Origin of the sequence: Rhodococcus phenolicus (genome assembly GCF_001646785.1) — a bacterium.
Lineage (GTDB): Bacteria > Actinomycetota > Actinomycetes > Mycobacteriales > Mycobacteriaceae > Rhodococcus > Rhodococcus phenolicus.
Map to the genome: position 1 here is coordinate 38304 of NZ_LRRH01000023.1, position 21551 is coordinate 59854.

A 21551-nucleotide genomic window follows, 5' to 3' on the forward strand; every position below is an offset into this window, starting at 1 on the left:
CGGACTGTCGAGAGCTACCCTTGACCTCGAGCCCGCTCGAGGTTCTACGGTCGGGGACAATCGAGAGAGGGAGGCTCACCGAGATGAGCATGGAAGTCACCGCGTGGAACGCGATGTACAACGCGATGCACGCGCACAACGATCGACGGCCGTTCTCCCGAGAGAGCCTGCGCCGGATCGGCGCGTTCGCCCGGCCGCATCGCCGGAACATCGCGTTCTACCTGGTGCTCAGCGTCGTCATCGCGGCGCTCGGTGTGGCGACGCCGGTCCTGGCCGGCCGGGTCGTCAACGCCATCGTCGACCACGCCGCGCTGTCGGTGGTCGTCGGGCTCGCGGTGCTGATCGCCGGCATCGCGATCGTCGAGGCCGGACTCGCGATCGCGAACCGGTGGCTGTCGGCGAGCATCGGCGAGGACCTGATCCTGGACCTGCGCACGACCGTGTTCGACCACGTCCAGCGGATGTCCGTCGCGTTCTTCACCCGCACCCGCACGGGCGCCCTGGTCAGCCGGCTCAACAACGACGTCATCGGCGCACAGCGCGCCTTCAGCGATACCCTCTCGGGCGTCGTCGGCAACCTCGTCACCCTTGCGATCACCCTCGTCGTGATGGTCGGGATCTCCTGGCAGATCACACTTCTCGCACTACTGCTTCTGCCGATCTTCGTGATTCCGGCGCGGCACATGGGAACTCGTCTCGCACGTTTGAGTCGTGAAGCCGCCAACCACAATTCGGTGATGAGTACCCAGATGACCGAGCGTTTCTCCGCGCCCGGCGCAACCCTGGTCAAGCTGTTCGGGCGACCCGAACGCGAGTCCACCGAATTCGCGGTCCGCGCCCGCCGCGTGCGCGACATCGGGGTTCGCACGGCGATGCTGCAGTCCGTCTTCGTCACCGCCCTGACTCTCGTCTCGGCGCTCGCCCTCGCCCTCGTCTACGGCCTCGGCGGCTTCTACGCGCTGCGCGGCCAGCTCGACGCCGGGTCGGTCGTGGCGATGGCGATGCTGCTGACCCGCCTGTACTCGCCGCTCACCGCCCTGGCCAGTGCCCGGATGGACGTCATGAGCGCGATGGTCAGCTTCGAGCGGGTCTTCGAGGTGCTCGATCTGAAGCCGCTGATCGTCGAGGCGCCCGACGCCCGTGCGGTGCCGCCGGGACCGGTGTCCGTGGAGTTCCACGACGTGAACTTCGCGTACCCGTCGGCGGACAAGGTGTCCCTGGCGTCGCTCGAGGAGGTCGCGGTGCTCGACACCCGCGGCGGCGAAACCGTGCTGCACGACATCGGCTTCCGTGTCGAACCGGGACAGATGGTCGCGCTGGTGGGTTCGTCGGGTGCCGGTAAGTCCACGGTGGCCCAGCTCATTCCGCGGCTGTACGACGTGGATTCCGGGCAGGTGCTGCTGGGCGGGGTCGACGTCCGGGAACTGACGGCCTCGTCGATCCGCGGCACCGTCGGCCTGGTCACCCAGGACGGGCACCTGTTCCACGAGTCGGTGCGGGCGAATCTGCTGCTGGCCCGGCCGGACGCCGACGAACAGGACCTGTGGGACGCGCTGCGCCGGGCTCGCCTGCACGATCTCATCGCGTCGCTGCCGGACGGTTTGGACACCGTCGTCGGCGAACGCGGCTACCGGCTCTCGGGCGGGGAACGTCAACGGTTGACGATCGCGCGACTGCTGCTCGCGCATCCCCGCGTCGTCATTCTCGACGAGGCGACTGCGCACCTGGACTCGACGTCCGAGGCGGCGGTGCAGGAGGCGCTGACCGAAGCGCTGGCCGGGCGCACGTCGGTGGTCATCGCACACCGGTTGTCGACGATCCGGGCGGCCGATCAGATCCTGGTCGTGGAGGCCGGGCGCATCGTCGAGCGGGGCACGCACACCGAGCTGCTCGCGGCGGGCGGGCGGTACGAGCAGCTGTATCGCACCCAGTTTGCCGATTCCGGAAAGAATTCGTCCGCGTTGGCGCCGATACTCGAAGGATGAGCATCCCCACCGAATCCGAGCTGCTGCTCCAGATCCTCGGCAATCAGCACGAGGCGTTCCGCAACGCGGTCTCCGGGCTCACCGACGAACAGGCACGCTCGGTGCCGAGCGCGTCGTCGCTGAGCCTGGCCTCGTTGCTCGCGCACGTCGTCGACGGCGAGGTCGCCGCCGCCGACCGGGTCGCCGGAACCAACAGCCGCGCCGACGACCCGGTGGCGGCGTGGACGTCGGGCTGGCTGGTCGCCGACGACGAGACCGTCGCCGATCAGCTCGCGAAGCTCGACGCGGCCGCGACCCGGTTCGCGCAACTGATCCGCGACGAACCGGACCTCGACCGCGTCATCGACCTGCCCGCCGACGTGGCCCGGTATCTGAGTCAGGGCGTGCCGTTCACGGTGCGGTTCCTGCTGGTGCACCAGATCGAGGAGTGGGCGCGGCACGCCGGACACGCCGATGTCATCCGCGAGTCGATCGACGGTGCCACCGCCGACAGCCTCGCCGGACGCACCTGGTAGCCATGAGAGCCGGAGCGGCCGATGCCGCGCAGAACACACCATTCGAACGGATCGCCCGGGTGGGCCAGGCAACCAGCGGCGTCGTCCACGCGCTGATCGGGTACATCGTCGTGCGGCTCGCCTTCGGCGATTCCGGCAATGCCGACCAGTCCGGCGCGCTGGCCACGATGGCCGCGGCGCCCGGCGGCACCGCCGTCCTGTGGGTCACGGCGGTGACGCTCGCTGCCCTCGCGCTGTGGCGGCTCACCGAGGCGGTGATGGGCAAACGGTCCGATCTCGAGGACCCGTCGACGCTGGACCGGTTGAAGTCCGCCGGAGTCGCGCTCGCATACGTGGCGCTCGCGTACACCGCGCTGCGCTTCGCGCTGGGCAGCGGCCGGTCCAGCAGCGAACAGAGCGTCGGGCTGAGCGCGCGACTGATGCAGTCCGGCGGCGGCAAGGCTCTGCTCGTCGCGGCCGGGCTCGTCGCGGTGGGGATCGGCGCCTACCACGTCTACAAGGGGGTGAGCCGGAACTTCCTCGACGACCTGCACCGGCCGGTACCGGGCGTGGCCACGGTCCTGGGTGTCGCCGGATACACCGCGAAGGGACTGGCGATCGCCGGGGCCGGGATCCTGGTCATCGTCGCCACCTTCACGTCCGACCCGGCCAAGGCGACCGGGCTGGACGGTGCCCTGAAGACGCTGGGCACCGTCCCGTTCGGGCAGGTTCTCCTGTGCGCGGCCGGACTGGGCATAGCCACCTACGGTGTCTACTGCTTCGTCCTGGCGCGCTACGGAAGGATGTGACCGGACACCGGGCGCGGTGAATCAGTCGCGACCGCGGAATCCGCCGCCGCGACCGCCCTGACCACCCCGGTCACCGCGGTCGCTGCGGTGCGAGAAGCCGCCGCGGTCCTTGAAATCACCCCGGTCCTTGAAATCACCACGATCCTTGAAATCACCGCGTTCCTTGTAGCCGCGGTTCGGCTTGTCGCCGAAGTCCTTCCGGCCACCGCGGTCGCCCCACTCCTTCTTGTGGCCGCCGTACTGGCGGTCGCTGCTGCGACGTTCGCCGCGGTCGTCGCGGGACCGGTAGGAGGCGGGGCGTCCCGTCGGGGCGCCCGAGTCGGGCTGCAACTGGATGAGAACCCCGGAGATCCGGGTCGCGCGCAGCGCCTCGAGGGTCTGCGCCGACAGGTCCTTGGGCAGCTCGACGAGGCTGTGATCGGCACGGATGCTGATGTGCCCGAAGTCGCTGCGGCGCAGCCCGCCCTCGTTGGCGATGGCGCCGACGATCGCGCCCGGCTGGACCCGGTGCCGCTTGCCGACGGCGATCCGGTAGGTGATCAATTCCTGCCCGTCGCGGCCGACCCGGGAGGCTCCGTCGTCGTCGAACCGGCGCGGCGGTCGCTCCCGCGGCTCACGCTCGCGTCGCGCCGGCGCGATCGGCTCCGGCTCGTTCTCCATGAGGAACGAGTCGCCGTCGCGCGAGAGCACGGCCAGGGCGGCCGCGATGTCGGCGAGCGGAACGTCGTGCTCGCGCTCGTAGTCCTCGATGAACGTCCGGAACAACTGCAGGTGATCCGAGGTCAGCGCCTCGGTGATCCCGTCGTTGAACTTCGAGACGCGCTGCGCGTTGACGTCCTCGACGGTCGGCAACTGGATCTCGGCGAGCGGCTGCCGGGTGGCCCGCTCGATGGACTTGAGCAGGTGCCGCTCGCGGGGGGCGACGAACAGCAGCGCGTCGCCGCTGCGGCCGGCGCGGCCGGTGCGGCCGATCCGGTGGACGTACGACTCGGTGTCGTGCGGGATGTCGTAGTTCACGACGTGGCTGATGCGCTCGACGTCGAGACCCCGGGCAGCGACGTCGGTCGCGACGAGGATGTCGAGGGCACCGCTCTTGAGCTGGCCGATCGTGCGCTCACGCTGGGCCTGCACGATGTCGCCGTTGATCGCGGCGGCCGAGAAACCGCGGGCACGCAGTCGCTCGGCGAGGTCCTCGGTGGCCTGCTTGGTCCGGACGAAGATGATCATCGCCTCGAACGACTCGACCTCGAGGATGCGGGTCAGTGCGTCGAGCTTGCGCTGGTGCGAGACCAGCACCCAGCGCTGGGAGATGTTGGACGAGGTCGTGGTCTTCGACTTGACCGTGATCTCTTCGGGGTCGTTGAGGTACTGCTTCGACAGCCGGCGGATCGCGCCGGGCATCGTCGCGGAGAACAGGGCGACCTGCTTGGTGTCCGGGGTGTCGGCGAGGATCCGCTCGACGTCTTCCTGGAAGCCCATCGTGAGCATCTCGTCGGCCTCGTCGAGCACGAGGAATTCGAGCTCCGAGATGTCGAGGGTGCCCTTGGAAAGGTGATCGATCACACGTCCGGGGGTGCCGACGATGACCTGGGCGCCGCGACGCAGCCCCGACAGCTGCACGCCGTACGCCTGGCCACCGTAGATGGGCAGCACGTGCAGCCCCGGGATGTGCGCCGAATACTTACCGAAAGCCTCCGCGACCTGCAGCGCGAGCTCGCGGGTGGGCGCCAGGATCAGCGCCTGCGGCCGCTTCTTCGACGTGTCGATGCGGGACAGGATCGGCACCGCGAACGCGGCGGTCTTGCCGGTGCCGGTCTGAGCGAGACCGACGACGTCCCGTCCCTCCAGCAGCGGTGGGATGGTCGCCGCCTGGATCGGCGACGGGGACTCGTAGCCCACGTCCGAAAGCGCTTGCAGCACACGGGCATCGATGTCGAGATCGGCGAACGTGGGGGTGGCGTTTCCGGCGTCGGGGTCTTGCACAATATCACTCATTTGACCTGCAGTTTATCGGATGAGCGCCGATGACCCTGCATCATCGGTGTCCCGGGGCCCGCGGGGCCGCCGGGTCGGCGCGTCCGGAGCGTGCGCGGCGAGATGCTTCGCCCAGCGTCGCAGTGCGGGCTGCACCGGCGGATGACCGAAGCCGTGCCTGCGTGTGAACGCGGTGGCCGAGGCCGTCGGATAGGTGTCGGCACTGATGAAACTCAGCGTCTCCTTCTGCGCCCCGGTCAGCCGTTCCGGCAGGACCCGCAGCGCGGCGACGGGAACGCGACGGCGCGGCGCCGGCACCCCCAGCTCGTCCGCCAGCAGAGCGACGAGCTCGGGCAACGGCGGCGTCGCGTCGTCGAGCACCCAGTAGGCCTCCCCCGCCGCACCCGGGTCCCGCGGTACCAGCGCCAGGAATCGCGCGAGATGGTCGACGGTGACGACCGGCAGCACGGCGCCCCGAGATCCGGGTACCGCTCGCAACTCCCCGCGGGACAGTTGCAGCACGAGGTCCGCCAGCCCCAGGTACTGGTCGGCCTCCCCCGTCCGGGAGTCGCCGATCACGGTGCCGGGGTTGACGACGGTGAGCGGGACGTCCAGCTCGGCCGCGAGAGCGCGGACCACCGCGTCGGCTTCGATCTTCGATGCTTCGTAGGCCCCGAGCCGTCCGTAGACGCGGCGGCGGTGACGCGACGGCCAGGGCACCGGCGTCGTGGGGTGGGCCCCGACGCGATATCCGCTGACGTGGACCAGCCTGCGCGCGTGCGCCGCGGCGGCGAAACGGGTGATCTTCTCGGCCAGAACCACGTTCACCGCGCGGGCCGCCTCCGGTGTCATGCCGAAGGCGAACGCGGCAGCGAGATTGTGGACGTCGCGCACGTCCGGCACGGCCGGTTCGAGGGTGATCGCCGCGGCGCCGGGATCGAAGAGGTGGATCGAGAGCCGGTCGAGCGGGAGCCCCTCGCCCGCGAGCCGCTCCCGCAGCCGGGTCCCGGATGCCGCCGAGCGCACCACCGCGACGATCCGGCCGTCGTCCGCCGGGGCGGTGAGCAGCTCGCGCAGCAGGCCACGGCCGATGAAACCGGTCGCACCGAACACCACCGTGGACCCGGCCCCGGTCATCGCGTGGCTCCGATCAGTTCGAGGACGACGGTCCGCGCCTCGTCCAGCGGTTCGGTGTCGCGCCGTGCCCGCGCCACGACGGTCGCGCCTTCGACGAGGCTGACGATCGCTCCCGCGAGCCGTGCCGGATTCGGTACGCCGTCGCGGGCCAAGAGCTGTTCGAGTACGACCCGCCACGACTCGTACACCCGGGCGCAGCTCTCCTGGAGCGCGGGATTCTCCGCGGCGGCATCGACGGCGACGGACGCGATCGCGCATCCGGCCGCGAAGCCGGAGCCGTCGAGCCGCGCGGCGAGATCGTCGAAGACGGCGGCGACGACGGTCCTTGCGTCCGCGCCGCCGGCGATCAGGGACTCGAGCAGGCCGGTGAACTCGGCGCCGACCCGGTCCAGGGCGGCGGCGACGAGTTCGTCCTTGCCGCCGGGGAAATGGAAGTAGAGCGAGCCGCGCGGTGCCGCGGCGCCGGCGGTGATGTGTGCGAGCCCGGTGCCGTGATAGCCGCGGGTCTGGATGAGTTCGAGCGTCGTGTCGATCATGCGCGTTCTGGTCCGCGCGCCCTTGGTGGTCACCCTTCGATAATAGACCGGTCTACATATTTTGGGTAGAGGCCACACCGCCGCCGGGCCTACAGGTGTGCGTTGGCACACTGAACGAGTTCTCGTTGCACATCGAAAGGACGACCCGGTGTCGGAGCCCGTCAGCATTCCCACCCACTGGTACAACATCACCGGCGACCTGCCCGTCGCTCCGCCGCCGCACCTGCACCCCGGCACGAAGGAACCGATCACCGCGGACGACCTGGCCCCGCTGTTCGCGAAGGGCCTGATCGAACAGGAACTGTCCACGGAGACGGACATCGAGATCCCCGAACCGGTCCGGGACGCCTACCGCAACTACCGCACCACCCCGCTGATCCGGGCGCACTCGTTCGAGAAGGCCCTCGGCACGCCGGCCCACATCTACGTCAAGTACGAGGGCGTGAGCCCGGTCGGCAGCCACAAGGTCAACTCCGCGGTCGCGCAGGCGTACTACAACTCGATCGACGGCGTCACCCGGCTCACCACCGAAACGGGTGCCGGGCAATGGGGTTCGGCCCTGTCGTTCGCGTGCGCGAAGTTCGGCATCGACCTCGAGGTGTGGCAGGTACGCGCGTCGTACGACTCGAAGCCGTACCGCCGGTTCCTCATCGAGACGTACGGCGGCACGGTGCACGCCAGTCCGTCCGAGCTCACCGACGCGGGCCGTCAGGTCCTCGCCGACCATCCGGACACCCCCGGCTCCCTCGGCATCGCCGTGTCCGAGGCCGTCGAGGTCGCGGTGAAGGACCCGGCCGCCCGCTACACCCTCGGCAGCGTGCTCAACCACGTCGTGCTCCACCAGACCGTGATCGGCCTCGAGGCCGTCGCCCAGCTGCGTGCCGCCGGCGAGGAGAACGCCGACGTCGTGTTCGGCTGCGCGGGGGGCGGCTCGAATCTCGCGGGCCTGGCGTTCCCGTTCATCCGCGAGGTACTGCACGAGCGTGCCGCCACGCGCGTGGTGGCCGTCGAGCCGGCCGCGTGCCCGTCCATCACCCGGGGCGAATACCGCTACGACCACGGCGACATCGCGGGACTGACGCCGCTGCTGAAGATGCACACCCTCGGCCAGGACTTCATCCCCGATCCGATCCACGCCGGCGGCCTGCGCTACCACGGCATGGCACCGCTGCTCAGCCACACCGTCGAACTCGGGTACGTCGAGGGCAAGGCGGTTCCCCAGACCGAGGCGTTCGCCGCCGCCGTGCAGTTCGCCCGCACCGAGGGCATCGTGCCCGCACCCGAATCCGCGCACGCGATCGCCGCTGCCGCCGAGTACGCCAAGGGCCTGACCACACCCGAGGTCCTCGTGATCGGCCTGTCCGGGCACGGACAGCTCGACCTGCCCGCGTACCACTCCTACCTGTCGGGCGACCTGTCCTAGCCGCTCCCGCAGCCGACGAGGAGGACAGCCGCGCGACGACGAGCGTGCGGCTGTTCCGGGAACGGCGGGGTCATACTGGAGTCGTGCGCTATTCCGGCCGTGAACAGGCCGGGCGGCGGCTGGCCCGCTCGGTCGGGCACCTGCGCGACGCGCAACCGGTGATCCTGGCACTTCCCCGCGGCGGGATCCCGGTGGCGCGGGAGGTCGCGCGGGAACTCGGGGCTCCGCTCGACGTGCTCGTCGTCCGCAAGCTCGGCGTGCCCTGGCAACCCGAGCTCGCGATGGGCGCGATCGCCGAGGGCGGCGCCCGCATCCTCAACGAGGAGATCCTGCGGCGGGGCGGGATCGGTGAGAACTCCCTCGCCCGGGTCGAGGATCGCGAACGCACCGAACTCGACCGCCGGGCACGTCTGCTGCGCGGCGACCGCGACCGTATCCCGCTCGCGGGCCGGACGGTCGTGCTGGTCGACGACGGCCTCGCCACCGGCGCAACGGCCGCGGCGGCGTGCCTGGCCGCCCGCGCCGAGGGGGCGGGCCGGGTCGTGGTGGCGGTGCCGGTCGCCTCACCCGAGGCGATCCACCGGTTGCTGAGGGTCGCGGACGACGTGGTGTGCCCGCTGCAACCCGCGGATCAGGACAGCGTCGGAGCGGCGTACGACGATTTTCACCAATTGACCGATTCCGAGGCCGCCGAACTGCTGAAACCGCTGTGACCTGCGTCATTGCCTACCGACGAGTAACCAGTGTTACCGAACGTAACGGAAATCACCCGCACCTCCGGTTGAAAACAGCGCATAACGGACACCCTGCTTGGTGCAAAACGCCCCGACCTGTGATGCAATGCACATCCCAAGGCAAAACGATGGAGGGGTCAGCAGTGAGTGAGATTTCCGTGCCACAGACGTTCTCGATTCCCGAGGACGCATCGATGGCGGATTCCGTCTTCAGGCACGAAAAGGAGTCCCCGAACTTCGTGCCGTTCGAGCGGCTCGTCGACGGCACCTGGACCAAGGTCACCGCGAAGGAATTCGCCGATCAGGTCCGCGCCGTCGCCAAGGGCCTGATCGCCTCCGGCATCGAGCTCGGCGATCGCGTCGCGCTCCTCTCGTCCACCCGCTACGAATGGGTCCTGCTCGACTACGCCATCTGGACCGCGGGCGGCGCGACCGTCGCGATCTACGAGACGTCGTCCGCCGACCAGTCGCAGTGGATCCTCGAGGACTCCGGCACGTCGCTGCTCGTCGTCGAGAACGACGAACTGGCCGACGTGGTCAAGGAGGTCGCCGAGGGGGCGCCGACCGTCCGCGAGGTCCTGCGCATCGTCGCCGGAGACGGCAGCAAGGGTGCGATCGAGGAACTCGTCGCGCGCGGCGCAGCCGTCACCGACGAGCAGGTCGAGGAGCGCCGCAAGCAGGTGAACGCGGATTCCGCGGCCACCCTCATCTACACCTCCGGCACGACGGGCCGCCCGAAGGGCGTGCAGCTCAAGCATCGCAACCTGTACGCCGAATCGGCCGCAGCGGCGATCCAGCTTCCGGATTCGATGGTGCCGGGCAAGCGCACCCTGCTGTTCCTGCCGCTCGCGCACGTCTTCGCGCGGCTCATCTCGTTCGCGGCGTTCGACAACAAGGTCACCGTCGCGCACACCTCGGACCTGACCACGCTGCTCGACCAGTTCGCCGAGTTCAAGCCGAACTTCATCCTCTCGGTGCCCCGTGTGTTCGAGAAGGTGTACAACTCCGCGAAGCAGAAGGCGTACGACGGCGGCAAGGGCAAGATCTTCGAGAAGGCGTCCGACACCGCCATCGAATACAGCCAGGCGCTCGAGGCCGGCGGACCGGGCCTCGGTCTCAAGCTCAAGCACGCCCTGTTCGACAAGCTCGTCTACGGCAAGCTGCGTGCCGCCCTCGGCGGCAACGCGACGCAGGCGGTTTCCGGCGGAGCCGCGCTCGGTGCCCGCCTGGGTCACTTCTTCCGCGGTGTCGGTGTCAACGTCCTCGAGGGCTACGGCCTCACCGAGACCACCGGCGGCGTCGTCATGAACACCCCCGGCAACCAGAAGGTCGGTACGGTCGGCCGTCCGTTCAACGGCCACTCGGCGAAGATCGCCGAGGACGGCGAGCTTCTGCTCAAGGGTCCGGTCGTGTTCGAGGGCTACTGGAAGAACGAGCAGGCCACGAAGGACGCGCTCGTCGACGGATGGTTCCACACCGGCGACATCGCCACCGTCGACGCGGACGGCTTCATCTCGATCACCGGCCGCAAGAAGGAACTCATCGTCACCGCCGGTGGCAAGAACGTCGCCCCGGCCGTCCTCGAGGACTCGCTGCGCGCGCACCCGCTGATCAGCCAGGTGATCGTCGTCGGCGACTCCAAGCCGTTCATCGGCGCGATCATCACCCTCGACCCCGAGGTCCTGCCCGGCTGGAAGGAACGCAACGATGTTCCGGCCGACACGACGGTCGCGGAACTGATCAAGAACGCGGACCTGATCGCCGAGATCGACGCCGCGGTCGCCGACACCAACAAGAAGGTGTCGAAGGCCGAAGCCATCAAGAAGTACCGGATCCTGGACGTCGACTTCACAGTCGAGTCCGGTGAGCTGACGCCGACGCTCAAGCTCAAGCGCAACATCATCCACGAGGTTCACGGCGACGCGATCGCCTCGATCTACAACTGATCCTCGCGGAACCCGGTCGTCACCGATCCGCCACGGCCCGTGCGTGTTCGATACACGCGCGGGCCGTGGCGCTCCGGCCCTCCGCTCACGCCACGAAGCCGGCGATGTCGCGGGTGACCGTCCGATACACCGGCTCGTGCAGGAGATCGTGCCCGGCATCCGGATATTCGCGCAGCACGAGACCGGGGACGGTCGCGGCCCATTCACGGACCGGATCGATCGGGGCGAGCCGGTCGTCGACGCCGTGCACCGCAAGCACCGGCAGACCGGCGGCTTCGAGAACCCCGGCGGTCGCGGGGACGGTCGCACTGCGCGGGGTCCCGCACAACACGACCCGGCCGAATCGGGCTGCGTCGGTGCGCAGCAGGGCCAGAACCGTCGCGGCACCGAGCGAATGTCCCATCACCGCGAGCGGAATGCCGTCGTCCTCGGCGAGCGTCGTGAGCGCTGCCAGATCGGCGGCGTGGGCGGTGATGTCGCCCGGCTCCCCCGGCGTCCCCTCCGACAGCCCGTGACCGGCCAGATCGACGCTCCACAGGGCGATCCCGGCCGTGGCCAGGCCCGCGGCGAACCGATGGTAGTGGCCGCTGTGCTGGCCCATACCGTGCGCGAAGACGATCGCGGCGTCGGCCGCGTCCGTGTTCCAGGATCGGTAGTGGATGCGGCCCGTGGCCCCGGCTATGAACGGCATGCCGCTCATTGTCCTGCCGTGCGTGGTTTCGGTAGCACCCGCTACCGAAACCACGCACGAGCGCGGGGGGTCACCAACAGTGGCCCTCGCCGCGATAGGTCGGGACCGTGTGGCGCGAGCCGTCCTCGTCGACCAGATGCAGGTGGGTGAACCGCTCGCACAGTTCACCGGCCTTGGCATGCCGGAACCAGGCGCGCCCACCGATGGGAAGGTCGGCGGCGGCGCGCCCGGTGACCGGTGTCTGCACTTCTCCCGCGCCCTCGTTGCGCATCAGCCGCAGACCCGCCGGGCGCACCGGCCGCGGCACCCGCGACGCTCCCGCGGGCCCCGACGCGATGTAACCGCCGCCGAACAGCGTCGTGATCGCCGGCGTCGGTTTGCGCACCGCCGGCAACGCGAAGAACAGCGCCGGATGCGGCGTGAACGCGCGGTAGCGGTCGAACAGGGTCGGCACGTACAACCCGGACCCGGCGGTCACCTCGGTGACGACCGGATCCGCGGAACTCACTTCGAGGGAACCGGTCCCGCCACTGTTGACGATCTCGAGATCGCCGACGACCGACCGCACGGCGTCGACGACGACACCCCGGCGGGTCGAAAGCTCCCGCGCCGACGCGCGTTTGACGAGCCGCACCGGCAGAGACGAGTCCGGAAGACCGGCGATCTGCGCCTCGTAGAACATCACACCGACGACGGAGAAGCCGGCGGTGGTCGCGCACCGGGCGAGCTGCGCGGCGTCGTCCGGACCGCGCAGCGGGGATCGCCGCACCCCCAGGTGCACCGGCCCGAGCCGCAGCGACGCGTCGACGTCGAGGCACACCCGCGGGCGGATGCGGGCGCTGCCGAACGCATCGCGCATCACCCCGAGCTGGGCGGTGGAGTCGACCATCAGGGTGATCGCATCGAGGGCTCCGGGTCGCGAGGACAGTTCGGCGAGGGCAGCGCGGTCGACGGTCGGGTAACCGAGGAGCACGTCGCGGGCCCCGCGGTCGACCAGCCACAACGCTTCACGCAGCGAGTACGCCATGATGCCCCGGAAAGCCGAGGGCGAACCTGTCAGATCCGCTCCCAGGACCTCCTCGAGGACCGCGCGGCAACGCACCGATTTGCTCGCGACCCGAACGGGTGTACCGCCCGCGCGCCGGACCAGGTCGGCGGCGTTGCGGCGCAACGTGGCCAGGTCGGCGGCGGCGAAGGGCGGATCGAGGTCGGCGGTCGCGGTGTCGAGCCGGTCGAGGGGCGATGTCACGGCGGGTCCAATCGTCGGGTCGTCGGTGGGACCAGTCGAACACCCGAGTGGACGCTTGTCCAGATCAATGCTCGTTTGTCGGCAGGTGCGGCGTCTCCGCTCAGCGTCGTTCGACCGCGCGGGTAGCGATGATCCCGGCCATGTCGTCGAGTTCCGCGACGATGAAGTCGCCGTTGCGATCGACGAGCCACCGCAGCACGAGACCGTCGATCATCGCGAGCGACATCCGCGCGATGCCCTCGATCGGTTCGGTCCACGTCGTCCCGGTGCGTTCGGCGCAGTCGGCGAGAAAACGACAGGCCTCCGCGTCCATGATCCGGTACTGCTCGTCGGCGATCCGGCCTCCGAGATCGGCCTCCGACGCCCGCTGTCGCAGCGAGTAGGTGGTGATCTCGTAGGTGAGGATCTGACGGTCGGCGGTCGCCTCGATCATGGGCCACATCGCGTTGAGCCCGGCGTACAGGAGCTGCCGGAGCCCCCGTACCCCTTGCGGATCCGGACCGTCGTGGGGAAGGTCGAACGCGACGTGCAGTGCCTCGCTGAGCTGGCGGATGAGCGTTTCCCCCATCGCGACGACGAGCGCTTCCTTGCTCTCGAAGCAGTAGTGCACGACGCCCAGGGACACGCCGGCGTTCTCCGCGACCGCCCGCACCGTGACCGCGCCGACTCCGCCGCGCTCTGCGAGATCGAGGGCGGATTCGATGAGCTGGGCGCGACGCTCATCCGCGGGCAACCGGTTCAGCATTCCCCGATGGTAGAGGCTCGCGGCTGTCCCCGTGGGGAACGCGACCACCCTGCAACCCTTGACCTGGACGGACGTCCAAGAGCACGATGTGCGTCATGGCAACCTGGCGCAACTGGGCGCGAACCGAGCACGCGACCCCCCGCGCATTCGACACCCCCCGTAGCGCCGACGAGGTCGCGGCCGTCGTCACCCGGGCCGCCGAACGCGGCGATCGGGTCAAAGCGGTGGGCGCCGGGCATTCGTTCACCGGCGCGGCGGTCACCGACGGGGTCCTCGTCTCCCTCGACGGCGTCGCCGGAATCGAGCGGGTCGAGCCGACCGCGACCGGCGCGCTCGTCACCGTCGGCGCCGGTACCCGCCTGCACGAACTCAACCGGCTGCTGTGGTCGCACGGGCTGGCACTGGCGAATCTCGGTGACATCGACGTCCAGTCGATCGCCGGTGCCGTCTCCACCGGAACTCACGGCACCGGAGCAGGATTCGGGGGGCTGGCCACCCAGGTGTGCGCGGCCACCGTCGTGCTCGCGGACGGGCGCACCGTGCACTGCTCCCCCACCGCCGATCCGGAACTGTTCGAGGCGGTCCGTCTCGGCGTCGGCTCGGTCGGCATTCTCACGTCCCTGACACTCGACTGCGTACACGCGTTCCGGCTGCGCGCGACCGAGGCACCCGCGACCCTCACCGAAACGCTCACGGTGCTCGACGACGACCGGCTCGCGGTGGACCATTTCGAGTTCTACTGGTTCCCGCACACCGACCGTGTCCTGACCAAACGCAACATCCGCATCGAAGGCGCCGAACCGACCGAGCCGGTCGGCCGGGTCCGCGGTTTCGTCGACGACGAACTGCTCTCCAACGGTGTGTTCGGTGCGCTGCAGCATGTCGGGACGCGGGCGCCGGGCCTGATCCCACGGATCAACGAGGTGGCCGGCCGGGTCCTGTCGCCCCGCGAGTTCACCGACCGCAGCTACGCGGTGTTCGCCTCCCCGCGGCGCGTGCGGTTCCGGGAGATGGAGTACGCGATCCCCGTGGCCGCGCTACCCGGCGTGCTCGCCGACATCGCCCGGGGACTCGAACGCACGGGCCGGCAGGTCGCGTTTCCCGTCGAGGTGCGGTTCGCGGCCGCCGACGACGTGTGGCTGTCCACCGCGCACGGTCGCGACACCGCCTACGTCGCGGTGCACGAGTTCCACCGCCGCGATCACCGCGACTACTTCGCGACCGTCGAGGAGATCGTGCGCGGCGTCGACGGCCGGCCGCACTGGGGAAAGCTGCACACGCGTACGGCCGACGACCTGCGGCCCGCGTATCCGCGATTCGACGATTTCCTCGCCGTGCGCGAACGCGTCGACCCGAACGGGATGTTCGTCAACTCTTATCTCGAGCGGGTGTTCGGGACCCGGAGCAACGGTGCGCTCAGATGAACGCCGCCGCGAGCGAGTTCCGCACCACCGTCTCGTGCTCGGCGTCGGTCAGAGCCAGCCCGCTGCGCAGCGCGGCGACGTTGTCGTCGAGGTAGCCGCCGAAATAGGCCGGGTCGTCGGAGTTGACGGTGACCATCAGTCCGGCGTCGAGCATGCGGCGCAGCGGGTGGTGCTCGATCGAATCGACCACCCCCAGGCGCACGTTCGACAGCGGGCACACGGTGAGCGGAACCTGCTCGTCGACGAGCCGCGCCACCAGCTCCGGATCCTCGAGCGACCGGATGCCGTGGTCGATGCGTTCGGCGCCGAGCAGATCCAGCGCCTGGCGGACGTAGTCCGGGGGTCCCTCTTCTCCGGCGTGCGCGACGACGTGCAGCCCCTCGGCGCGGGCACGAGCGAACACGTCCTCGAACAACGAGGGCGGATAACCGACCTCCGCGGAGTCGAGGCCGAGACCGATGATCGGGGCGCGCAGTCTCAGCAGCTCACCGAACACCTCACCCGCCTCGTGCACCGGACGGTCCCGCACGATCGACGCGATCATCGCGGCGTCGACACCGAACTCACGACCACGGTCGGCAACGGCGTCGGCGAGCCCGTCCACGACCTCGCGCAGCGGGACCCCGCGGCTGGTGTGGGCCTGCGGGTCGAAGAAGAACTCGGCGCGGGTCACGCCCGCGTCGGCCGCCCGCGTCAGGTAGGCGCGGGCGAGATCGGCGAAGTCCTGCGCCGTGCGCAGGACCTGCATGTTGGCGTAGTACAGCTCCAGGAACGATCCGAGATCGGTGAACTCGTATCGGGACCGTAGATCCGCGAGGTCGCGGTACGGCAGGCTCACCCCGTTGCGTTCGGCGAGCGCAAAGATCAGCTCGGGTTCGAGCGTGCCCTCGATGTGCACGTGCAGTTCGGCGCTCATACGTTCACTCCTCCTGGTACCGGAACCGCGGTGCCCGTCCGCCGAACGGGCACCGCGGACGTGTCAGCGACCCTTCCACACAGGGGCGCGCTTCTCCGCGAACGCCGTCGCGCCCTCGCGGGCGTCCTCCGACACGAACACCGGACCGGCGAACTCCATCTGCTTCGCGAAGGCCTCGTCCGACGACCAGTCCGCGGCGGACGCGACGATCTGCTTGGTCACCGCCACCGCGAGCGGGCCGTTGGCGGTGATCCGCTCGGCGAGTGCGAGAGCACCGTCGAGGGCACCGCCGGGTTCGGTGAGCGTGTTGACGAACCCGAAACCGTACGCTTCCTCGGCGGTGAACGAGTCGCCGGTCAGGGCGAGCTCGAGTGCCTTCTGGTACGGGATGCGCGTGGGCAGGCGCAGCAGACCACCACCGGCGGCGACGAGACCGCGCTTGACCTCGGGGATACCGAACTTGGCGCCCTTGGCGGCGACCACGAGATCGGTGGCCAGCACCAGTTCGGTGCCACCGGCGAGCGCGAAGCCCTCGACCGCGGAGATCAGCGGCTTGCGGGGCGGCTGCTCGGTGAAGCCCATACCCCGGCCGGGGACCACGACGTTCTCGCCGGCGACGAACGCCTTGAGGTCCATGCCCGCGCAGAAGTTTCCGCCCGCTCCGGTGAGGACGCCGACCGACAGGTCGTCGTCGCCGTCGAGCACGTCGATCGCGTCGGCCAGCGCGTGGCTGACGGCCGCGTTGACGGCGTTACGGGCGTCGGGCCGGTTGATGGTGATGATCAGTACTCGACCGCGACGCTCGAGCAAAACCACGTCGGACATGTGCGTATACCTCCACTGGGCGGGTCGGATGCGCCGCCCCGGTGTGGGTCACGGCACATCAGCTGTATACCGGAGTCCGCACCACATCACGACACTCGTACCGCTAGCTGGGTGACGAACCCGTCCTCGTCGATCTGCACCTGATCGCCCGTGCGGAACCAGCCGTCGCCGAACGTCTCGGCGGTGGATTGTGGATCGTTCCAGTACCTGCGCGCGACACTCGGTCCGCGGCACAACAGTTCACCGACGCCGTTTTCGGCATCGGGACCGAACAACGCGACCTCCATACCGCCGAAGGGAATCCCGATACTGCGGGGATGCCGTTGCCGGAACTCGATCGGCAGCACCAGCCCGATCCCGCCGGTCTCGGCGACCCCCCATCCGCGCACGCAGCGCGCGGTCGGAAACGAGGCGCGCAGGTGCCGCCACGGCACCCGGATACCGCGCGCCCCGGCCGCGACGACGGTGCCGCCGACGGAGAGCGTGGGCAACAGCTGCACACCGCACCCGACCGCGGTGGACAACGGCGCCGTGATCACGGTGCGCACCCCGCCGACACCGAGATCCATCGCGTGGACGACCGCCTCGATGGTGGACAGGATGTTCTCGTTGCTCAGTTCGACGCCGTGCAGTCCCCCGCCGCACTTGCGCACGTAGTAGAGCAACGCCAGCTCGTCGGGCGCGGCACCACCGTCGAGGAATGCGATCCCGTCGGGCAGTTCCCCGTCGAGCAGCACGATCGCGCCGCTGTCCGCGACGATCCATTCGAGTTCGGTGTCACTGCACGTCGGGTCGGGCAGTACCGGCACACCACCGGCCAGGACGACACCGAGAAACGCGTGGAGCCAGTCGAATCCGTTGCGGAAGTGCACGACGACGCGATCCGCCGGGCCGACACCCTGGTCCAGCAGACCCCCGGCGACGCGGGCGGCGGCGGCCCACAGTTCGCGGTAGGTGATGCCGCGACCGGACCGGTCCACGGCGGCAGTGCGCTGCGCGAACCGCAGCGCACTGCGGTCGAGGAGCTCCGCCAGGCACGGCTCGAGGCCCTCGTACCGGAAGATGCCCGCGTGCCGGGTGACGCGTTCGTCGCGCAGCCATTCGGCACCACCAGAGAACTGCACCAACGCCGGCGACATCGCCACCTCCGATCGTCTGCGTGACTCGCACTATATGGCGTGCATCACATTTGGGGGTGGGTTCGGCGGGCTCAGCTCCGCGCGACGTCCGCAGTGTCCGAATCGGCTACCGCAGGCCGCTTCGACCGGCTGTGCGGGCGGGCGAAGAACAGGGAGCGACGAGGCCGACGACCAGCACGGCGGCGGGCAACCACATCGACCGCCGAACCGGTCGGGCTGAGCCCGCGCACCGCCTGCGCAGAGAACATCAGCGGCAGCGTCATCGCCGTGACCGCGAGAAGCCGAGGCACAGCGCCCACAGTGCCGGCCACGGCTCGATCTCGGTGTTCACGCACTCTCCTTCTGCCGGGGCGGGTCTACGGTAGCCGCGTGGACCGACATCTCCTGGACATCGTGCAGCTCGCCTGGTGCCGTGAACTCGCCCTCGACGACGACGCGCTCGGCAGGTCCGGGCGAGCAACGCGCGTGGACGATACCGCCGACCGGCTGCACGTGCTCAGGTTGGGCACGGCGACCGCGGTGACCGGCCCCGGCGACGCGGTGGACGCGGTGGCGCACATCCCGGACACCGCGCTCGACGCGTCGGCGGTGCGCGCGGCGACCGGCGGGCACGGAGCGCGCACGCACCTGCTGCACTACTGCGCGGACTGGGTCGATGCGAGCCGCGTACGCGATCCGCTGATCTCACACGACGCCCGCGACCTCGCCGAGCTGCGCCGGCGCTGCCCGCCGGACGACACGATCGACGCCACGCCCGCCGCAGGCGACCGCGTGTTCGTACTGCTCGACGACGATCATCGTCCGCTGTCCGCAGCCGGATACGGCGAAATGCACGGCATCCTCGCCGACGTGGTGGCGCTGACCGTCCCCGAACACCGGCGGCTCGGGCTGGCCGCGACCGTCGCGACCCTGGCGACGCACGATGCCCTCGATGCCGGACTGGTTCCGCAGTGGCGGGTCCGCCGCGACAATCTCGCCGGCCGTGGTCTGGCCGCCGCGCTGGGGTACGAGGAGTGCGGAAGCCACCTCACGGTGCAGCTGCGCGCTAGCGTGTAGTCCAGTACGCACGGAAGGAGATCCCGTGACCGAACGGTCCGATTCCGGTAGCAACGAGTCCGGGAGCTACGTCGAGCCCGGCGAATTCGACCGCGACACCCGCTATCTGACGACGCGGATCACGGCCGACGGCCGCGACGGTCACCCCGTCGAGGCCGGTCGATACCGGCTGGTCGCGGCGCGGGCCTGCCCGTGGGCGAACCGCGCGCTGATCGTGCGTCGTCTGCTCGGGCTCGAGGATGCGCTGTCGTTGGGTCTGTGCGGCCCCACCCACGATCGGCGCAGCTGGACGTTCGACCTCGATCCGGGGGGTGTCGACCCGGTGCTCGGCATCGAACGGCTCCAGCAGGCGTACTTCGCGCGGGACCCCGGCTACGAACGAGGCATCACCGTCCCGGCCATCGTGGACGTGCGCACCGGGGAGGTCGTCACCAACGACTTCGCGCAGATGACCCTCGATCTGTCCACCGAGTGGACGCGATTCCACCGGGCCGGCGCTCCCGACCTGTATCCGGAGGCGCACCGCGCCGAGATCGACGACGTCGCCGACCTGGTGTACCGGGACGTGAACAACGGGGTCTACCGATGCGGATTCGCCGGATCACAGGACGCCTACGACGCGGCGTTCGGCCGCCTGTTCGCGCGGCTCGACTGGCTCGAGGACCGGCTCACCACACGTCGCTACCTCGTGGGCGACACCATCACCGAGGCGGACGTGCGCCTGTTCACGACCCTCGCCCGTTTCGACGCGGTCTACCACGGGCATTTCAAATGCAACCGCGGCCCGCTCACCTCGTTCCCCGCACTGTGGGGGTACGCGCGGGACCTGTTCACCACACCCGGTTTCGGCGACACGATCGACTTCGTGCAGATCAAGCAGCACTACTACCTGGTGCACACAGACATCAACCCGACCGGGATCGTGCCGAAGGGGCCGGACCTGTCCGGCTGGCTCGTCCCGCACGGACGGGACGCGCTCGGCGGGCGGCCGTTCGGGGACGGCACAGCGCCGCCCCCGCCCCGCCCGGCAGAGCAGGTCCCGTCGGGTCACTCCCCGTTACCCTGACCGCGGACAGGTCACTTCGGGCTGCCCTGTCCGCGGTAGGTTCCGAAACTCCAGTGCACCCCCTGCGGGTCCCGGCACGTGAACCCGTGCGATCCGTAGTCCTCGTCCCGGATACCGCGGGTCACGGTCGCGCCGTGGGCGACCGCCCGGTCGTGCAGAGCGTCGACGGTCGCGGCGTCGGGCACCACGAGATACACCGAACCGGTGCCCGCGGGCACAGGCGCCGGGCTGTCGTCGCGACCGCCCGACCCGAGCATGATGCCGCCGCCGTGCGGCCAGGCCAGCTCGGCATGGTCGACGCGGTCGCCGTCGCCGTAGACGGCCGTCTCGACGAACCCGAACGCGTCGACGAGGAAGCGGATCGCGCCGCGCGCATCGTCGTAGGTGAAACAAGGAAACACTGCTGTGGTGGTTGCTGTGGTGGTCATGACTCCGATCCTGCGTCCGGCGGCCCGTCGCCGTCTTGGACGATTGGGAACACCTCTTCGACCATCCATTTCGACGGCGGTACCCCGGCGAGGTCACGCCAGTCGCGGGCCAGGTGCGCCTGGTCGTAGAACCCGGCGCGGGCCGCGACGTCGGAGAGTCGCTGCCGGCCCGGCCGCCGCAGCAACTCGCGGGATCGATCGAAGCGGGCCAGCCGCGCGGCGTCCTTCGGCCCGACCCCGTACTCGGCGGTGAAGCGCTTGGTCAGGTGCCGGCGGCTCCAGCCGATGTCGTCGGCGACCTCGCGGACTCCAGGGCTGTGCGGGGCGTCAGGTCCTTCCGCTGCGGTGAGTCGCTGCCACGCCCGGGCCAATCCGGAGTCGACGGCGGTGCTCTCGCGTACCGCGGCCCGGCCCAGCACGTCGTCGAGGACCGCGAACCGTCCGGGCCATTCGTCGGTGGCCGCGATGCGGTCCTGCAGCTCCCGTGCCTCCGCCCCGAGCACGTCCTCGAGTTCGACGACCCACGCCCCGAGCGCCCCTGCCGGTACACCCAGCAGGGCCCGGGCACCGGCCGGGGTCAGCGCGAGCTGGATGCCGTGCTGATTGCCGTCGTGCGCGATCGTCACCGGTGCGGTCGCCAGTCCGCTCGCGAGTGACCGGAAACGCCCGGGCTGCTGGCCGGTCGCGGCGGGCTTCGCCAGTTCGAGAGGCTCCCCGATCGTGAGCACGACGGTCAGGTCCGTCGACGGCAGGCCGCGGTGCGCGCCCGCCGGGAAACCGCTGAGCCGGTAGCCGTCGTACCAGCGCACATACGACCGCAATGGCGGCGCCGGCCGACGTCGCGCTCCCTCGGAGACCCCCGTCACACCTGCCAGCGTAGGCGCGGCCCGGTCGCAATCCCACCGGCTTGTCACCGGAAATATCTATAGTCGGCCGTGCACCCTCACGAGGTGGATCGCCGCGCCCGGAATGCG

Annotated in this window: 20 protein-coding genes; 9 read left to right on the forward strand and 11 right to left on the reverse strand. The window is 69.9% G+C overall.

Annotated elements, in window-relative coordinates:
- The first annotated feature begins 83 nt into the window (after nt 1-83).
- From A8G15_RS08255 to A8G15_RS08265, 3 genes are read left to right on the forward strand one after another with little or no spacing between them, the layout of a single operon-like run.
- Nucleotides 84-1985 (forward strand): ABC transporter ATP-binding protein, encoded by a 1902-nt coding sequence (locus A8G15_RS08255; protein WP_068157723.1) that lies wholly within the window; start codon nt 84-86, stop codon nt 1983-1985.
- Nucleotides 1982-2500, forward strand: coding sequence for a mycothiol transferase (locus A8G15_RS08260; protein WP_068157725.1), 519 nt, complete (start codon nt 1982-1984; stop codon nt 2498-2500). Before A8G15_RS08255 ends, A8G15_RS08260 begins: the two co-directional genes overlap by 4 nt.
- A gap of 2 nt (nt 2501-2502) precedes the next feature.
- Nucleotides 2503-3288, forward strand: a complete 786-nt coding sequence (locus A8G15_RS08265) for a DUF1206 domain-containing protein (RefSeq protein WP_068157727.1) — start codon at nt 2503-2505, stop codon at nt 3286-3288.
- 21 nt (nt 3289-3309) lie between these two features.
- Here A8G15_RS08265 and A8G15_RS08270 read toward each other — a convergent pair whose 3' ends face one another.
- The 3 genes from A8G15_RS08270 to A8G15_RS08280 are packed head-to-tail and all read right to left on the reverse strand — an operon-like array spanning nt 3310 to nt 6968.
- Nucleotides 3310-5283 (reverse strand): DEAD/DEAH box helicase, encoded by a 1974-nt coding sequence (locus tag A8G15_RS08270; RefSeq protein ID WP_082899743.1) that lies wholly within the window; start codon nt 5281-5283, stop codon nt 3310-3312.
- Nucleotides 5284-5295: 12 nt separating this feature from the next.
- A complete protein-coding gene (locus A8G15_RS08275) occupies nt 5296-6399 on the reverse strand; it encodes an SDR family oxidoreductase (protein WP_068157731.1) in 1104 nt (367 codons plus the stop codon).
- A complete protein-coding gene (locus A8G15_RS08280; protein ID WP_082899744.1) occupies nt 6396-6968 on the reverse strand; it encodes a TetR/AcrR family transcriptional regulator in 573 nt (190 codons plus the stop codon). Before A8G15_RS08280 ends, A8G15_RS08275 begins: the two co-directional genes overlap by 4 nt.
- Before the next feature lie 115 nt (nt 6969-7083).
- On the opposite strand from A8G15_RS08280, the gene A8G15_RS08285 reads away from it, so the two are divergent.
- The 3 genes from A8G15_RS08285 (at nt 7084) to A8G15_RS08295 (ending at nt 11038) form a co-directional block, all read left to right on the forward strand.
- Nucleotides 7084-8358: a TrpB-like pyridoxal phosphate-dependent enzyme gene (locus A8G15_RS08285; RefSeq protein ID WP_068157734.1), complete on the forward strand. Its 1275-nt coding sequence runs from the start codon at nt 7084-7086 to the stop codon at nt 8356-8358.
- A gap of 83 nt (nt 8359-8441) precedes the next feature.
- Nucleotides 8442-9071: a phosphoribosyltransferase gene (locus tag A8G15_RS08290; RefSeq protein ID WP_068157737.1), complete on the forward strand. Its 630-nt coding sequence runs from the start codon at nt 8442-8444 to the stop codon at nt 9069-9071.
- A gap of 164 nt (nt 9072-9235) precedes the next feature.
- On the forward strand, nt 9236-11038 hold the full coding sequence (locus tag A8G15_RS08295; protein ID WP_068157740.1) for an AMP-dependent synthetase/ligase: 1803 nt from the start codon (nt 9236-9238) through the stop codon (nt 11036-11038).
- An 85-nt stretch (nt 11039-11123) separates the two neighbouring features.
- Here the strand turns inward: A8G15_RS08295 and A8G15_RS08300 are convergent, their stop codons facing one another.
- From A8G15_RS08300 to A8G15_RS08310, 3 genes are all read right to left on the reverse strand, one after another.
- Nucleotides 11124-11729 carry an alpha/beta hydrolase gene (locus A8G15_RS08300; RefSeq protein ID WP_068157799.1) on the reverse strand — a complete coding sequence of 202 codons (606 nt, stop codon included), beginning with the start codon at nt 11727-11729 and terminating at the stop codon, nt 11124-11126.
- A gap of 70 nt (nt 11730-11799) precedes the next feature.
- The gene (locus tag A8G15_RS08305; RefSeq protein WP_068157742.1) at nt 11800-12978 is read right to left on the reverse strand and encodes an amino acid deaminase/aldolase; all 1179 of its coding nucleotides are present in this window, start codon (nt 12976-12978) and stop codon (nt 11800-11802) included.
- A gap of 100 nt (nt 12979-13078) precedes the next feature.
- On the reverse strand, nt 13079-13723 hold the full coding sequence (locus A8G15_RS08310; protein WP_068157745.1) for a TetR/AcrR family transcriptional regulator: 645 nt from the start codon (nt 13721-13723) through the stop codon (nt 13079-13081).
- Nucleotides 13724-13818: 95 nt separating this feature from the next.
- Here A8G15_RS08310 and A8G15_RS08315 point away from each other — a divergent pair, with 95 nt between their 5' ends.
- Nucleotides 13819-15147 carry a D-arabinono-1,4-lactone oxidase gene (locus A8G15_RS08315; protein ID WP_068157747.1) on the forward strand — a complete coding sequence of 443 codons (1329 nt, stop codon included), beginning with the start codon at nt 13819-13821 and terminating at the stop codon, nt 15145-15147.
- Here the strand turns inward: A8G15_RS08315 and A8G15_RS08320 are convergent.
- The 3 genes from A8G15_RS08320 to A8G15_RS08330 all read right to left on the reverse strand — a co-directional run bounded on the left by A8G15_RS08320 (nt 15140) and on the right by A8G15_RS08330 (nt 18027).
- On the reverse strand, nt 15140-16063 hold the full coding sequence (locus tag A8G15_RS08320) for an adenosine deaminase (protein WP_068157758.1): 924 nt from the start codon (nt 16061-16063) through the stop codon (nt 15140-15142). The two genes, A8G15_RS08315 and A8G15_RS08320, sit on opposite strands and share 8 nt — an antisense overlap.
- 63 nt (nt 16064-16126) lie before the next feature.
- Entirely contained in the window at nt 16127-16888 is a 762-nt protein-coding gene (locus A8G15_RS08325) for a crotonase/enoyl-CoA hydratase family protein (RefSeq protein WP_068157760.1), read from the reverse strand.
- Nucleotides 16889-16974: 86 nt separating this feature from the next.
- Complete coding sequence (locus A8G15_RS08330) at nt 16975-18027, reverse strand: class I adenylate-forming enzyme family protein (RefSeq protein ID WP_068157808.1); 1053 nt, start codon at nt 18025-18027, stop codon at nt 16975-16977.
- A 369-nt stretch (nt 18028-18396) separates the two neighbouring features.
- On the opposite strand from A8G15_RS08330, the gene A8G15_RS08335 reads away from it, so the two are divergent.
- Together A8G15_RS08335 and A8G15_RS08340 are read left to right on the forward strand one after the other, a co-directional pair.
- Entirely contained in the window at nt 18397-19083 is a 687-nt protein-coding gene (locus A8G15_RS08335) for a GNAT family N-acetyltransferase (protein ID WP_068157762.1), read from the forward strand.
- A gap of 25 nt (nt 19084-19108) precedes the next feature.
- The gene (locus A8G15_RS08340; RefSeq protein WP_068157769.1) at nt 19109-20149 is read left to right on the forward strand and encodes a glutathione S-transferase family protein; all 1041 of its coding nucleotides are present in this window, start codon (nt 19109-19111) and stop codon (nt 20147-20149) included.
- Nucleotides 20150-20160: 11 nt separating this feature from the next.
- Here A8G15_RS08340 and A8G15_RS08345 read toward each other — a convergent pair whose 3' ends face one another.
- A complete protein-coding gene (locus A8G15_RS08345; protein ID WP_068157772.1) occupies nt 20161-20577 on the reverse strand; it encodes a VOC family protein in 417 nt (138 codons plus the stop codon).
- Nucleotides 20574-21443: a helix-turn-helix domain-containing protein gene (locus A8G15_RS08350; RefSeq protein WP_068157774.1), complete on the reverse strand. Its 870-nt coding sequence runs from the start codon at nt 21441-21443 to the stop codon at nt 20574-20576. The genes A8G15_RS08345 and A8G15_RS08350 overlap by 4 nt, the downstream gene beginning before the upstream one ends.
- Nucleotides 21444-21551 lie beyond the last annotated feature (108 nt).

What these genes read in the sequence shown, in the direction of transcription:
- A8G15_RS08255 (WP_068157723.1), top strand. Translation starts at nt 84, where the DNA reads ATGAGCATGGAAGTCACCGCGTGGAACGCGATGTACAACGCGATGCAC.
- A8G15_RS08260 (WP_068157725.1), top strand. Translation starts at nt 1,982, where the DNA reads ATGAGCATCCCCACCGAATCCGAGCTGCTGCTCCAGATCCTCGGCAAT.
- A8G15_RS08265 (WP_068157727.1), top strand. Translation starts at nt 2,503, where the DNA reads ATGAGAGCCGGAGCGGCCGATGCCGCGCAGAACACACCATTCGAACGG.
- A8G15_RS08270 (WP_082899743.1), bottom strand. Translation starts at nt 5,283, where the DNA reads ATGAGTGATATTGTGCAAGACCCCGACGCCGGAAACGCCACCCCCACG.
- A8G15_RS08275 (WP_068157731.1), bottom strand. Translation starts at nt 6,399, where the DNA reads ATGACCGGGGCCGGGTCCACGGTGGTGTTCGGTGCGACCGGTTTCATC.
- A8G15_RS08300 (WP_068157799.1), bottom strand. Translation starts at nt 11,729, where the DNA reads ATGCCGTTCATAGCCGGGGCCACGGGCCGCATCCACTACCGATCCTGG.
- A8G15_RS08310 (WP_068157745.1), bottom strand. Translation starts at nt 13,723, where the DNA reads ATGCTGAACCGGTTGCCCGCGGATGAGCGTCGCGCCCAGCTCATCGAA.
- A8G15_RS08315 (WP_068157747.1), top strand. Translation starts at nt 13,819, where the DNA reads ATGGCAACCTGGCGCAACTGGGCGCGAACCGAGCACGCGACCCCCCGC.
- A8G15_RS08320 (WP_068157758.1), bottom strand. Translation starts at nt 16,063, where the DNA reads ATGAGCGCCGAACTGCACGTGCACATCGAGGGCACGCTCGAACCCGAG.
- A8G15_RS08325 (WP_068157760.1), bottom strand. Translation starts at nt 16,888, where the DNA reads ATGTCCGACGTGGTTTTGCTCGAGCGTCGCGGTCGAGTACTGATCATC.
- A8G15_RS08330 (WP_068157808.1), bottom strand. Translation starts at nt 18,027, where the DNA reads ATGTCGCCGGCGTTGGTGCAGTTCTCTGGTGGTGCCGAATGGCTGCGC.
- A8G15_RS08345 (WP_068157772.1), bottom strand. Translation starts at nt 20,577, where the DNA reads ATGACCACCACAGCAACCACCACAGCAGTGTTTCCTTGTTTCACCTAC.